The 14,962-nt window shown below is 33.8% G+C and carries 13 protein-coding genes; 11 read left to right on the top strand and 2 right to left on the bottom strand.

All coding sequences use genetic code 11. From position 1 onward, the window contains the following. The first annotated feature begins 176 nt into the window (after positions 1–176). Entirely contained in the window at positions 177–818 is a 642-nt protein-coding gene (refZ, locus tag SLH48_RS00565; protein WP_320256658.1) for a forespore capture DNA-binding protein RefZ, read from the top strand. Here refZ and hisJ read toward each other — a convergent pair. Then, a complete protein-coding gene (gene hisJ / locus SLH48_RS00570; protein WP_320256659.1) occupies positions 815–1,636 on the bottom strand; it encodes a histidinol-phosphatase HisJ in 822 nt (273 codons plus the stop codon). The two genes, refZ and hisJ, sit on opposite strands and share 4 nt — an antisense overlap. 345 nt (positions 1,637–1,981) lie before the next feature. Here hisJ and ezrA point away from each other — a divergent pair, with 345 nt between their 5' ends. The 6 genes from ezrA (at position 1,982) to SLH48_RS00600 (ending at position 10,472) form a co-directional block, all read left to right on the top strand. Next, positions 1,982–3,673, top strand: coding sequence for a septation ring formation regulator EzrA (ezrA, locus tag SLH48_RS00575; protein ID WP_320256660.1), 1,692 nt, complete (start codon positions 1,982–1,984; stop codon positions 3,671–3,673). 308 nt (positions 3,674–3,981) lie between these two features. Beyond that, positions 3,982–5,121, top strand: a complete 1,140-nt coding sequence (locus SLH48_RS00580; protein ID WP_320256662.1) for a cysteine desulfurase family protein — start codon at positions 3,982–3,984, stop codon at positions 5,119–5,121. 125 nt (positions 5,122–5,246) lie between these two features. Continuing rightward, positions 5,247–6,458 (top strand): tRNA uracil 4-sulfurtransferase ThiI, encoded by a 1,212-nt coding sequence (gene thiI / locus SLH48_RS00585; RefSeq protein ID WP_320256663.1) that lies wholly within the window; start codon positions 5,247–5,249, stop codon positions 6,456–6,458. A gap of 259 nt (positions 6,459–6,717) precedes the next feature. Further along, complete coding sequence (locus tag SLH48_RS00590) at positions 6,718–6,924, top strand: alpha/beta-type small acid-soluble spore protein (protein ID WP_214481638.1); 207 nt, start codon at positions 6,718–6,720, stop codon at positions 6,922–6,924. Positions 6,925–7,140: 216 nt separating this feature from the next. After that, positions 7,141–8,739, top strand: coding sequence for an acyl-CoA synthetase MbcS (gene mbcS, locus SLH48_RS00595; RefSeq protein WP_320256664.1), 1,599 nt, complete (start codon positions 7,141–7,143; stop codon positions 8,737–8,739). Positions 8,740–8,870: 131 nt separating this feature from the next. Continuing rightward, on the top strand, positions 8,871–10,472 hold the full coding sequence (locus tag SLH48_RS00600; protein WP_320256665.1) for an amidohydrolase: 1,602 nt from the start codon (positions 8,871–8,873) through the stop codon (positions 10,470–10,472). Positions 10,473–10,589: 117 nt separating this feature from the next. On the opposite strand, the gene SLH48_RS00605 is transcribed toward SLH48_RS00600, so the two are convergent. Further along, entirely contained in the window at positions 10,590–11,390 is an 801-nt protein-coding gene (locus SLH48_RS00605; RefSeq protein ID WP_214481635.1) for an NAD kinase, read from the bottom strand. Positions 11,391–11,560: 170 nt separating this feature from the next. Here SLH48_RS00605 and sppA point away from each other — a divergent pair, with 170 nt between their 5' ends. The 4 genes from sppA (at position 11,561) to ytfJ (ending at position 14,463) form a co-directional block, all read left to right on the top strand. After that, the gene (sppA, locus tag SLH48_RS00610; RefSeq protein ID WP_320256666.1) at positions 11,561–12,574 is read left to right on the top strand and encodes a signal peptide peptidase SppA; all 1,014 of its coding nucleotides are present in this window, start codon (positions 11,561–11,563) and stop codon (positions 12,572–12,574) included. 11 nt (positions 12,575–12,585) lie between these two features. Beyond that, positions 12,586–13,161, top strand: coding sequence for an RDD family protein (locus SLH48_RS00615; RefSeq protein WP_320256667.1), 576 nt, complete (start codon positions 12,586–12,588; stop codon positions 13,159–13,161). Between the two features lie 99 nt (positions 13,162–13,260). Then, complete coding sequence (locus SLH48_RS00620) at positions 13,261–13,965, top strand: DUF2953 domain-containing protein (RefSeq protein ID WP_320256668.1); 705 nt, start codon at positions 13,261–13,263, stop codon at positions 13,963–13,965. Positions 13,966–13,983: 18 nt separating this feature from the next. After that, positions 13,984–14,463: a GerW family sporulation protein gene (ytfJ, locus tag SLH48_RS00625; protein ID WP_320256669.1), complete on the top strand. Its 480-nt coding sequence runs from the start codon at positions 13,984–13,986 to the stop codon at positions 14,461–14,463. Positions 14,464–14,962 lie beyond the last annotated feature (499 nt).

The raw sequence follows: 14,962 nt of genomic DNA on the forward strand, positions 1-14,962 counted from the left end.
AAACTTATTATAAATAAGAAATGGTAAGTTCATATTGAATGAGCCTAGATTCAAGGTTTTACTAATCATATCAAAAAACGTTGATTTATGCATGACTTTGTCGATAGAAATAGGAAGGTTTCAATAAAGATCTAAAGAATGTATTATATTAACTATTTTCTTAGGGGTGATAACATATGACAACCACTATGAAAACAAAACAAAAAATTATAAATGCAGCCATTGAGTTATTTAATGTTAATGGCTATACAGGCACATCGGTTAGAGATATAGCTAATAGGGCGAAGGTAAATGTTGCAAATATTTCTTATTATTTCGTTAGTAAAGAAGGATTGTTAGAATACCTAGTATCAAATTTTTTTGAAGGTTATTTTTTAGTAATAGAAAATGTGCTTCGTTCATCAGAGAAAACATCTGCAAAGGAAACATTGAAACAATTTGTTCTCGAAACGTTAATCTACCAAAAGCAACATCATCTATTAACAAGATTTGTCTGCAGAGAAATTACTCTAGAAACAACCTTGATTAGGGAAGTTATGACCACTTACTTAACGAAGGAAAAATACTATTTGATTGCATTATTTGAAAAAGGCATAAAAGATGGCGAGTTTAGGGATATTTCAATCCCCTACACGATTATTCAATTAAAAGGCTTTCTTAGTACACCATATCTACAGAGTCAATACATTTCTGAAGTTCTCCACATTATTCCTACTGAGGAGTATTTTTTAAACCAATATATGAAGCAAATTGAAGTTTGGTTAGAAGGTATGGTATACATGCCAATCACTGAAGAGCGATCATTAACAGCGATTTAAATACTAGTAGGGTTTTTGAGATAATCCTTACAAATGATGTGAGAATAACCTTGACCTAGGTCATTTACACTATGAGCATCAGACCCATATACTAGAGGAATTCCTTGCTTTATTGCTTCTAGTATTATCCAATCTGAAGGGTATGCTTCCTTGCATAAAGGTTTATTTACCCCGGCTCCATTGTAATCAAGCTGCATTTTTTCCTTTTTCACCATGGATAGAAGCTCTACTATTTCGTCTGAGAAAGTCAATTTACATGGGAATTTTTTTTGGAATTTTTTCACGAGGGTGATATGTCCAATTCTTTTTGGTTTATGTTCCCCTAAATCTGCAATAACAGACCGATACACAGTCTCATAATATTGTTGATATACCTTTTCTATTGAACCAATTTTTTGAATAATTGTGTGGAACATTTCCGGACTATAATCTATACAATGGTATGCTCCATTGTTCAGTAAAAAATGGACAGATAGAATAGAATCATCTAATACAGCTCCATATGTATTTAGGAATTCTTTCGTTTCTGATTCGAACCCTTGAATATAGTCAACTTCTAAACCAATATTAATTTTAATTTCACTTTTATACTTCTCTTTTAAGGTTGAAATAGTTGCTATGTATTCTTCAAGCTGTGAAGGTTTCATAGCGCTATCTTGCTGTGGAGTAGGATCCTCAAATCCCACTGGTAAAGGTGCATGTTCAGTAAAAGATATTTCTGATAAGTTTAGGCTAAGCGCCCTATTTATATATTGTTCAATTGAATGATCTGTACCATGTGGACAATAAGGTGTGTGGACGTGACCGTCACTTTTCATAGCAATTCTCCTTTCGACAAATGTAAAACTTTCATGACCAAACTAGGGGATGATTATGGAGCTTAAACTTTTAATATTTATTCTAAAAAAAAACGGGAAAAAATGCTAATTTTTATAAAAATTTTTAAATTATTGCTCAAAAAATGTCGTTTACATGTTATCATAAAAACATTGATATGTAGAGTGCTAGCTCATATTCACGAACAAAACCGAGTGATTAATTTGAACGACAGCATTCTTGCCTACTACCTTTATATCGTACGTCTATGTTCAAAGTGTCAACCATTTTGAACTTCTTGTTTACATAGTTGAATGGCAGAGAACGATAGCGCAAGGGAGCTAATTATGGATATATTATTATATGGAATAATTTCAATCATTCTTATTACAATTATTTTTAGTATATATATGAGAAAAAAGATGTATAAAGAAATTGATCGATTAGATGCTATAAAAATAGAAATTATGAATCGTCCTGTTACTGATGAAATGTCTAAGGTGAAAGATCTTCATATGACTGGACAAACAGAAGAGCTTTTTGAACGTTGGCGTAAAGAGTGGGATGAAATTATTACATTGCACTTGCCAAATGTAGAAGAATTATTGTTTGACGCAGAAGAATATACAGACAAATACAGATTTAATAAATCAAAGGAAGTTTTACTGAAAATTGATCAATTGATAAAAGACGTAGAAGACAATATTGCTACAATCTTAAAAGAGCTGGAAGAATTGGTAGGCAGTGAAGAGCAAAATAGATTAGACGTAGAAGAGTTTAGAACTATCTTTAAGAATATAAAAAAGGATTTACTAGCAAGACGCCACTTATATGGTAAGGCGGAAACAAATTTAGAAAATCAATTAGATGAACTAGAAAAAGAATTTTTACATGTTGATGAAATTACTGCTAATGGAGATTATTTAGAGGCAAAAGAGGCTTTAATAGATTTAAGTAATAATCTTCAAGAAATGCAAAGTAAGATGGAACAATTACCTCAATTATTAACAGAATGTCAAGGGACGATACCTAACCAACTTGAAGAAATTCATAGTGGATACCTTGAGATGAGTGAACAGGGGTACAAATTAGATCATATACCAGTTGAGATTGAAGTTGAACGAATACGAACACAACTTAGTAAGTATATAGATTTAATAGAAAAAACAGAAATACATGATGTTTCAAAAGGGCTAGAAGAAACTAAAGAAAATATTGAGACACTATATGATCTTTTAGAGAAAGAAGTATTGGCTCATCATTTTATCAATCATAATCAACATAACGTAAGTGAACTAATACGTTCTCTAAAAGAAGAGACAAATGAGACACGAGAAGAAACATTGTTTGTTCAACAATTATATCATCTAGATGAAGAAGAAATTGCAAAGTACCACAATATAGAAAATCAAATCGGTCAGCTTCAAAAACGATATACAGCAATTGTAAATAAAAAAGATGAAGAACAATTGGCCTATACAATTGTCAGAGAAGAACTTGAGAGTTGTTTAGAAGGAATCAACGATTTAACAGAGCAACATGAACAATTTAAAGAGATGCTTCAAAATTTACGTAAAGATGAACTATTTGCAAGAGAAAAAACAACTGAGATGAAGAAGCAGCTCATGGAACTAAAAAGAAAAGTTCAAAAGAGTAATATTCCGGGTATTCCCGCTTCATACCAAGCTGTATTAAGTGAGACTAGAAATGCGCTTGAACAGGTCTTTTTAAAACTTGAAGAAAAACCTCTAGATATGGTTGCTATTAATCAGTTGCTTGCAAAAGCAGTTGAGCAGGTAAATGCATCCTCCACAATGACAGATGAAATGATTGAGCAAGCTTACTTAGTTGAAAAGTTAATACAGTATGGGAATCGGTATAGAAGCAAAAATAAGAAGCTTGCTGAACAACTGAAAGAGTCTGAAGTATCATTTAGAAGTTATGATTACTCATTATCACTTGAACAAGCAGCTACTGCTATTGAAGAAATAGAGCCAGGTGCTTTAAGTAAAATAGAGGAAATGTTAGAGGATAAATAAGTCATTTTTCTGTTAAGTTGATTAAGCTGGATATGTTATTTTATAGGCTTTTTTCATAACCTTTGTTGCTATACTTCACAAAATATAAGCAGGAAAGATTTTATAGCCTTTAGAGAAGAAAAGATACCAGGTGCTTTATTTCCTAGTAAAAAAACGACAATCACTGTGATAACAGCCATTTTAAAAGATATACCTTTTAATTAAGGTATATCTTTTTTATTGTGATTAAATTATCGATTTTATGGGAATTTAAATGAAAATATGATATTATAGATAGTTGCAAAATGACACTAATCGGGGGACTTATTGTGATATATTTAGATAATAGTGCTACAACAAATCCATATGAGGATGTCATTGATTCACTAGTTACTGTGTCTCGTAAATTTTATGGGAACCCTTCTTCATTACATAAGCTTGGTGGTGAAGCAGAGCGTCTATTGACACACTCACGAGAAACAACAGCAAAGCTATTAAATGTTAAACCGAATGAAATTACATTTAATTCAGGTGGTACGGAGGGAAATAATCATGCAATAAAAGGTATTGCATTTGCTAACCGTAATCGAGGAAAACACATTATTACAACGACTATAGAACATCCTTCCGTTACGGAAGCATGTAAGCAACTTGAGGAAATTGGATATGATGTTACTTATTTACCTGTAAATTCAAATGGAATGGTACAAATAGATGATGTTAAAAAGGCAATCAGAGATGATACAATCCTTGTATCTATCATACACGTGAACAATGAGGTTGGCTCAGTTCAGCCGATTGCGGAATTTGGGAAATTACTAAAAGCTTACCCAAAAATTATATTTCATGTAGACCATGTACAAGGGTTAGGGAAAGTGCCGCTAGATTTTAAAAAAAATTTTATTGATTTATGTTCAATGTCTGGGCATAAATTTCATGGCTTAAAAGGTAACGGAATTCTTTATATTCGAGAAGGAGTTACTGTATCCCCACTACTTGCTGGGGGCTCTCAGGAGTACAATAATCGTTCAGGAACGGAAAATGTAGCTGGGATCGTAGCAATGACAAAAGCACTTCGCCTTACATTAGAAAATTATCAAATGAAAATTAAAGATCTGGTAAAAATAAAAGATGCGTATATGGATGAGTTAAGTAAATTACCATTTATTACACTTAATACATCTACTAAAAGCTCGGCACCACATATTATTAATATGACAATACATGGAATAAAGCCGGAAGTGTTTGTCCACTCATTAGAAGTGGAACAAATTTATTTGTCAACAACATCAGCATGCTCTTCAAAGAAAAGGGTGGCAAGTAAAACATTGTTAGCAATGGGAAAAAATGAGCAAGAAGCTGAAAGTGCAATTCGTATCAGTTTATCCTATAATAATTCCATACATGAAGTACCTAAAGTATTAACTGCTATTCAAAAATCGGCTAAAAAATTAAGGCTCTTTGCGTAAATTTAGTAGTTTATGGTTACTTAATAGATCGTGCTTTCTCCGTCTGTTATCGTAGTACAGAAATAACAAACAATTTTTAGAGTAACAATAGTCCAAATTAAAGATAGTAATGAGGTAATGACAACATGCAATATGAACATATATTAATTCGTTATGGCGAATTATCAACAAAAAAACGTAATAGAAATTATTTTGTAAATCGTCTAAAGAAAAATATAAAGGGCAAGTTAAGAGAGTTTGAAAACATCGAGATTGAAAAACAGCGTGATAGAATGTATATCAAATTAAATGATGAGCCTTACGAGAAAATTATTGAAAAACTATCATCAATTTTTGGGATTCATTCATTTAGCCTAGCGATCAAAACCTTAAGTGATATCGAAAAAATTAAAGAAGGGGCTCTTGAGGCAATTAAGGAGTTAGGCCCTGAAGGAAAAACATTTAAGGTAACTGCAAAAAGAGCGAATAAACAATTTCCTCTCAATTCAAATGAATTAAATTATGAAATTGGTAGTCATATTTTGCGAAATATCCAAGATTTAACGGTAAATGTACATGAGCCAGATATTAATTTACGTGTAGAAGTTCGTCATAATGCAACATATATCACCTTTAAAGATATAAGCGGTGCCGGAGGGTTCCCAGTGGGTACTAGTGGTAAGGCAATGCTCATGTTGTCAGGTGGAATTGATAGCCCTGTTGCTGGATACTTAGCGATGAAACGAGGACTAGAAGTAGAAGCAGTACATTTCTATAGCCCGCCTTTTACGAGTGAACGGTCAAAACAAAAGGTCATTGATTTAGCTAAGAAGCTAACTGATTATACAGACTCAATTAAGCTTCATATTGTCCCATTTACAAATATTCAACAAGTTATTCAACAAAAAATACCTGATAATTATACGATGACTTCAACGAGGCGTTTAATGCTACAAATCACTGATCAATTGAGGCAAAAGAATGATGCCTTAGCAATTATTAATGGTGAAAGCCTTGGTCAAGTGGCATCTCAAACACTCGAAAGTATGTATACGATTAATGAAGTTACATCAACGCCAATCATCAGACCATTAATAACGATGGATAAATTAGAAATTATAGATATATCTAAGCAAATTGATACTCATGATATATCAATACGTCCTTATGAGGATTGTTGTACGATATTTACACCAACCTCACCTAAAACGAAACCAAAGCGTGATAAAATAAATCATTTTGAGAGTTTTGTCGATTTTGATTCATTAATTAGCGAGGCGGTTTCAGGTACTGAAACTATTGTTATAAGAAATGATAAAGAATTGACAAACAAGGAAAATATTGAAAGTTTATTTTAATTAGCTGTAGTGTCCACTCAGTTGTAAACTAAATAGAGCATAAAGGCTTTAATGGCTTTTATGTTCTAGGTTTTCTATATATTTCAGTAGAGAAGCCGTCTATTTGCTATCGTCAAAAAATCCTTCAAGACACCTCTGTCCAGCGATTTTCAGCGCTATTAACCTATGCCCCTTTGCAAATTTTGAACAATTACCAACATTTACGTGAATTATGCCTATTGTTTTAACACACTCTATTACCACAAGGAGGTGATAACACATGGCATACAACAGTTCAAATCAATTAGTAGTTCCTGGTGTACAGCAAGCTCTTGATCAAATGAAGTACGAAATCGCTTCTGAATTTGGAGTGAACCTAGGGCCTGACACTACTTCTCGTGCAAACGGTTCTGTCGGTGGAGAAATAACGAAGCGCCTTGTACAAATGGCTGAGCAGCAAATAGGTGGAGGCTACCAACAACAATAAATAAATATTATGGCTACAAAGAGCGGGATCATATCCCGCTCTTTTTTATTATTTATTTTTGAGCTTATAATTTTTAGCATACGAAGATAATAGGAGACTATATAGTGTGATATAGTACTTCGTTGTTTTTATAATTTACTACACCATTACAAAAATTTTGATAATTTAGTATAATATGAAATATTAAGATAATTTTTTTGAATGGAGGAGTTGTTCATGAATCGACAAGATTTAATTGCGCCAGATATTTATAATTTATCTGAAGAAGTAGAACGCTTTTCAAGTGATAGTTCAAGAATTGCCTTAAAATACGAAAGTGAGCTAGGTGTCAAAAGAGAGATTACATATGGTAGCTTAATGAAGGAAGCAAATAAAATAGGGAATGCATTATTAAATGATGGGTTTCAACAAGGTGATAAGGTGCTCGTGCTCATACCAAGAATGATTGAGGCATATAGTATATATTTAGGTGCAATTAAAGCGGGATTAGTTGTTATCCCCTGTTCAGAAATGCTTCGAACTAAAGACTTACAGTATCGTATTCAACATGGAGAAGTGAAAGGTATCATATGCTACCATCCTTTTGTCGAGCAATTTGAAGAAGTCAAAAATATTGAAACAATAACTAAGTATATTGTTGGAAAAGAAGATAAAGCTGGATGGAAAAATCTTAGGGAAAAATGTAAAGGTAGCAGTGATAAATTAGTGACTGCACAAACTAAACGAGATGATATTGTTTTTTTATCATATACGTCAGGAACAACTGGAAATCCAAAAGGGGTTGTCCATACACATGGATGGGGATATGCTCATTTGAAAACAGCAGCATCGAGCTGGTTAAGCATTAGAGATAACGACACAGTTTGGGCAACTGCGGGTCCTGGATGGCAAAAATGGATTTGGAGTCCTTTTGTTTCAACACTAGGAACTGGTGCTACTGGAATAGTTTATGATGGGAAATTTGAACCTAAAAAATATTTACAGCTGTTAAGTGATTATGAAGTGAATGTATTATGTTGTACCCCAACAGAATATCGTCTTATGGCGAAAGTAGATAACATTGGTGATTACAAACTTCCATCTTTACATAGTGCGGTCTCAGCTGGAGAACCTCTGAATCGTGAAGTGATTAAGACGTTTAATAAATATTTTCATGTTGACGTTCGGGACGGGTACGGGCAAACAGAGAATACTTTATTAGTAGGGGTCATGAAAGGAATGGAAATTAAACCAGGTTCTATGGGAAAACCGACGCCGGGTAATACAATTGAAATCATTAACGATTTAGGAGAGCCATGTGATATTGGAGAAGTTGGTGATATTGCAGTTCATGTTGAAACCCCAGCATTATTTAAACATTATTATAAAGATCCAGAAAGAACCGCTAAGCAATTTCGTGGAGAATACTATATCACAGGAGATAAGGCGAAGAAAGATAAAGATGGGTATTATTGGTTTGAAGGGAGGAGTGATGATATTATTATAAGTTCTGGTTACACCATTGGTCCGTTTGAAGTTGAAGATGCTTTAGTCAAACATCCGTCCGTAAAAGAATGTGCTGTAGTTGGTAGCCCAGATGATGTTCGCGGGTTAATCGTTAAAGCATTTATAGTTCTGCGTGAGGGGTTATCTGAACATAATGAAGAGCTTATTAAACAACTACAAGATCATGTCAAAGATCTAACAGCTCCTTACAAATATCCTCGGAAAATAGAATTTGTTGAAGACTTACCAAAAACAACATCAGGAAAAATTCGTCGTATAGAATTACGAAATCAAGAACTTCGGAAAGAGAGGTCTTTCAAACAAAAATAAAGGCTATATTTCTCTCCTTCGAATGTTTTGATAAAATAAATGTCAAGAAGGAAATATAGATAGGACAGTTCCAAGATGTAAATTACAAGTCTATCAGAACTGCTCTACGATTGATATTGGGAGAGGTAAAAATGGGTACACTTTGGTTTGGCGGAACAATTTATACGATGTGCAATGAAAATGACAAAGCAGAAGCAGTATACGTGGAAGAAGGTATGATTAAAGATATCGGTTCCGAAGAGCAGTTGCGGAAAGAATATGGTGAGTATATTACTAAAAATGTTGACCTGCAAAATGCTGTTATGTTTCCAGGCTTTGTAGATAGTCATATACATCTAATAGGACTTGGAGAAAAATTGTTAACAATGGATTTATCTTCAAAAACTACTTCAGATGATATAAGAACAACATTGAAAGAATATGTGAAATCATACAATAGTGGTGATTGGGTTATTGCAGAAGGCTGGAATGAAAATAATCTTAAAGATAAAAAAATTTTCAACCGATTTGATCTAGATGAGATTTCTCCGAACAATCCGATGGTTTTAAAACGCATTTGTCATCATGCAGCAATTGTTAACTCAAAAGCACTTCAGTTAGCGGGAATAACAGCAGAAACAACGGATCCTAAAGGTGGGGTAATTGTTCGGAATGATAAAGGTGAGCCAACAGGGTATTTGTTAGACAAGGCGGTTGATCTTGTGACGAAAGCTATCCCAGCAGTAACAACAGACTACTTGAACAAGGCATTGGCAACATCGATTGATCATTGTTTTTCATTAGGTCTAGTTGGTGCACATACTGAAGATTTGAATTATTATAATAGTTTTTCACAAACGTATGAAACATTTCTTCATGTGATTAATGGACAAAGCAAAAAATTCAGGGCAAATTTATTAGTTCATCATGAAGTAATTGATGACATGATTCAAAGGGAATTAAATGATAGTAGCAACGAAGAATTCATCAAATTTGGTGCGATGAAAATTTTTGCTGATGGCGCATTAGGTGGTCGAACTGCTCTATTATCTGAACCATATCATGATCAATCAAGCACGTCAGGAATTGCAATTCATTCTCAAGATGAATTAAAGGAGCTCGTTAAAAAAGCAAGGCTGTATAATATGCCGGTGGCTATCCATGTTATTGGAGATTTAGCATTTGAGTATGCAATTTCTGCAATTGAAGCATACCCACCACCTAAAGGAGAAAGGGATCGGTTGATTCACGCACAAATTCTTCGTAAAGAATTAATAGAGAGAGCAAAGCACCTTTCAGTCATTTTGGATATACAGCCAACATTTGTAATGTCGGATTTCCCTTGGGTTATCGATAGGCTTGGTGAAGACAGAATGCAATATAGCTATGCTTGGCGTACTCTGATAGATGAAGGATTTCATTGTGCTGGAGGGTCCGATGCACCGATAGAAAGTGCAAATCCTCTACTTGGAATTTACGCTGCTATTATGAGGAAGTCCCCTTCTGATAAACATGAAGGCTATTATCAAGATGAAAAACTAACACCGTTTGAGGCTGTTTGTCTTTATACACGTGGCAGTGCTTACGCAGTGAAAATGGAACAAACACATGGAAAAATAACGCCCGGGTTTGTAGCTGATTTTACAATATTAGATAGAGATATTTTACAAATTGATCCGGAAGATATTCCGTTAACAAATGTTGTGATGACCGTTGTTGATAATAATATTGTCTATAAAAGTGACACAAACTGAGAAGCTAGGAATTGTTCAAAGATTAAGAGCCTGTTTAGAAATGAATCGAAACAGGCTTTTTTTACTATATTGTTATTTAAGGCATAATCCTACTGTATGAATTGAGGCTAAAACCAGTTACAAAAATCTCCTTTTAACCTTCTCCCAAAAAGAATTGTCTCGTAATTTTACAGTTTTTATTTTTTTGTCACTAAGCTGAATTTCAATTTTATTTACATGGCGTATGCTAACCGCTTCATTATCCATACCGATAGTTGGAAAATCATTTCCATCTTGAACTACCTTAAGCGTAAGCTTACGTGCACCACTTAAAATAAACGATGAACCTAATGTTCTATAACGGTTATTATTCAATGAGGCAATCTCACTTACTTGCATACATGGAAGTAGTGGGTCTACAACGGCTCCATTAACAGATTTATTATATGCCGTACTGCCTGTAGGTGTAGCTATAACCATGCCATCACCACGGAAAGTTTCAAAATGAAGGTCATCTATATGTACATCAATGACAAACGTTTTAATAATTGTTGAACGAATTGAACATTCATTCAAACATTGGAACGAGGTCATATCATCTACAGATACATTAATCGTAGGATATTTTCTTACTTCCACTTCTTCATTTTTTAATGCTTCTATCATTTTATCGGTATCATCTATGTGGAAATCACAATATAAACTAAGAGAGCCTGTGTTGGAAATTCCAGCGTACAAACAATCCTCCTGGAAGCCAGTCTTTCTTACTGCTTGAAGGAATGTCCCATCTCCACCTATACTTACAATAATATTTGCATCTTTGTAGTCATTTACGATTTTAAATCCGTATTGTTCAGCTATTGTGTATAATGATTCTACTTGTTTGTCGAGGACTGGATCACTTTTATAAAACAAAAAGATGTTACGGCGATTAAACATAAATCATACCTCCTACTAAGTATCAAGACAGAATATTGTTTCCAAGTATTCACTATTTTGCTAAAAAATCTGTTACAATTGATTATTGTGTATATAGTGTATCATTTTTATGAAACTAAATGTATGACAAAATAGGAAATGATACTGTGATTAAGAAGGAGTGAATGTTGATGAGTTTGAAAAGATGGGCGGCACTAGGCATAGCTGTATTACTTTTCGTTATTTCAGTTTTAGTTAATACAGTAAGTTCAATTGCTTTTTCTGGTTTTGGTGATATATCTGAGGAAATTTTTACAACAGACAAGGAATTTGATGAAAAAGTAATTGAAGAGGGGAAGAGCCCTTTATCAAAAATCCTTGTTTTAGAAGTAAATGGGGCGATTCAAGACACTACGAATGTAACATCAATCTTTGAATCAGTGGGGTATAATCATCGACGATTTTTAAGTATGATAGACAGTGCTAAAGAAGATAATGCGATCAAAGCGATTTTACTTCGTGTGAACTCACCTGGTGGAGGAGTTGTTGAAAGCGCTGAAATACATAAGAAATTAACAGAATACAGAGAAGAAACGGGTAAACCAGTCTATGTATCGATGGGAAGTATGGCAGCATCAGGTGGATATTATATTTCAGCATTGGCAGATAAAATCATTGCGAGTCCTGAAACTTTAACAGGCTCGTTAGGTGTTATCATGCAGGGGGTTAATTACGCTGGCTTAGCTGAGAAATATGGAGTAGAGTTTGTGACAATCAAAAGTGGTCAATTTAAAGACATTATGAGCCCTTCAAGAGAGATGACAGAAGAAGAGCGAAACATACTGCAATCTATGCTTAATAATTCGTACGATGGCTTCGTTAAGGTGATATCGGAGGGAAGAAACATTCCAGAAGGTACAGTACGAGAAATTGCGGATGGGCGCATTTATGACGGAAGGCAAGCAAAAGAGCTAAATCTCATTGATGAATTCGGATACTATGATGATGCTCTAGATATATTAAAAGAAGACATGGACCTTAAAAATGCACAAGTAATTAAGTATGAAGAAAACTTAGGGTTGAATTGGTCAATATTTGAGATAACAGCAAATAAATTTATGAATAAAGAAATTGAAATGGCTGGACTCATGAAAATGTTATCTCAACCAAATTCCCCAAGACCTATGTATTTATATGCTGAATAGGGGGGATTTATATGGAAACAAAGAATAATGGAACCGAAAACAAGGAAATTAGTCCTGCAGAAACAAAAACTGTTTTAGAAGGTCATAATGACAATATAGTTCATAATGGAACTGTTCATTCTCATCATCAAGAACATGATAATGTTGGCATTTCTAATAAAGGACAATCACTACATTATAACGCAGGATTTTGGATGAGATTTTGGTCATATTTATTTGATCTAGCTGTCATAGGAAGTATTAATCGCATCATTATATATCCGTTGTTCCGTTTGCTTGATTTACCACTAAAGGACAGTGGGATGTTTGCAGCAATTTCAATTGCAACTGCGTGTACCTTCTACTTATATTTCGTTTTAATGACAAAGTACTTTCATAAAACACTTGGAAAAATGGTGTTTGGTCTACGTGTCATTAACATAAAAGGCGATCAGTTAACTTGGTCTACTATCCTGTTTAGAGAGTTTATTGGTAGGTTTATTTCAAAGTTTTTTATGATTGGCTATATTTTAGTAGCATTTTTACCGAAAAAACAAGGTTTACATGACATATTTGCTGATACGACTGTAGTTCATGAAAGAAAATAACATACGAATTTTCATTTTAAAAACCTATGAAGGCTAGTGTCTTCATAGGTTTATTTTATTTGGTGAAGGTGATAATAGGTTAGTAGAAGGGAGGAGTATATGTTGGTAATGATAACTATCATAGCAAGCTCTGTTGTTGTCATCCTATGTTTGCTCTTCATGAAGGTTACTGTTCGTGTACTTCTACTACATGAAAAGGACAATGATCAAATTAAGATTCAACTAAGAACTTTGTTTGGGATCATACGCTATACGTACAATGTGCCATTTATAAAAGTAGATAAGAAAGATGCTAATCTTGTCGTGGGACAAAACAAATCGTCAAAAAATGTAGGGGAAGAACATACTGACAATAAAGATGTTGAACACATTTCAGTAAATGATGTTATTGAAGGGATACAAAACGCAAAGGAGCTTATAGAACATATTGTTGGGTTTCATCAAATTATCAGAAATTTTTTTAAAAAAGTTCACGTAACGAAGTTTGAATGGCAAACTCAATTAGGTGCTCGTGATGCAGCTATGACAGCTATACTTTCTGGACTTGCATGGGGTGTAAAGGGAGGAGTTATTGGTTTGGTTAGCAATAATATGAAACTTGATACGAACCCTTATATAGAGATAGCTCCTTCATATCAAAAACCTAGTTCGCATACAAAATTAAAGTGTATGTTATACTTTCGAATCGGGTATGCTATTTTAGGAGGAATAAGGTTATTGAAATTATGGAAAGGGGGACGGCCACATTTTAGGCATGGTCACCCTCCATTACATAAAAATAAAAAAATGAAAGAATCGATATAAACTATAGGAGGTGTTAATATGTCTGATCATCCTATACAAGGTTTAATGACCACTGCTATGGAGAATTTAAAAGAGATGATTGACGTAAATACGATAATTGGAGATCCTGTTGAAACACCTGATGGTAGTGTGATCTTAACTGTTTCAAAAGTAGGGTTTGGGTTTGCAGCAGGAGGAAGTGAATTTTATATCGAAGAACGGAGTAGTCAACAAGGGCAACAAGGGCAAAATTCTAAGAAACATCCCTTTGGAGGTGGAAGTGGTGGAGGAGTTTCGATTACTCCTATTGCTTTTTTAATTGTTAATCCTTCAGGAGTAAAGCTGTTGCACCTTGATGAAAATACACATTTGTATGAAAGAATATTAGAATTAGCTCCACAGGCAGTAGAAAAAATACAACAAATGTTTTCGAAAAATGATCAAAATGCTGAACGGGAGATAAAAGGAAATAAAGCAAAAGATCACCAAGATATGCCAAAGCAAGATTTTGATATATGAGCTAAAGTAAAATTTCTTTAATTAAATCATTTGGTCTAGATTGTTATTTTTGCAACAGCAAATCAGGTTTCATCCGATTGTCATCGCGTTATTAATGAAAAGATACCACAAAACAATGGTTGTATATTTTTAATATCTTAATATGAAAACAAATTTACGAAAAACATCGACATAGTTGTTATGGGAACACGGGTAGATAAAGTACAATGTAACTTGTGCCTTATCTATCCGTTATGTACGATCTAATAGGAAAAAATTAGTGCTATTGCAGGCAGTGGAAATTTAAACTGTGAGCATTCATAAACACTATTTTCTTACCCTCATTATCTGCCCTTTAGTATCATCAATTATTCGGCTACGTTAATTTTTACTACGGTAATAGTGGACCCTCCACCTGTATAAACATATTCCAATTCACGCACTTTATTATCCATTAGCAAAGTTGCATGAAAACCATAGGCTGTTTTCGAATTGATTATTGTTTCTCGTACTAAGAACG

Origin of the sequence: Cytobacillus sp. IB215316 (assembly GCF_033963865.1) — a bacterium.
Classification (GTDB): Bacteria; Bacillota; Bacilli; order Bacillales; family SM2101; genus Nanhaiella; species Nanhaiella sioensis.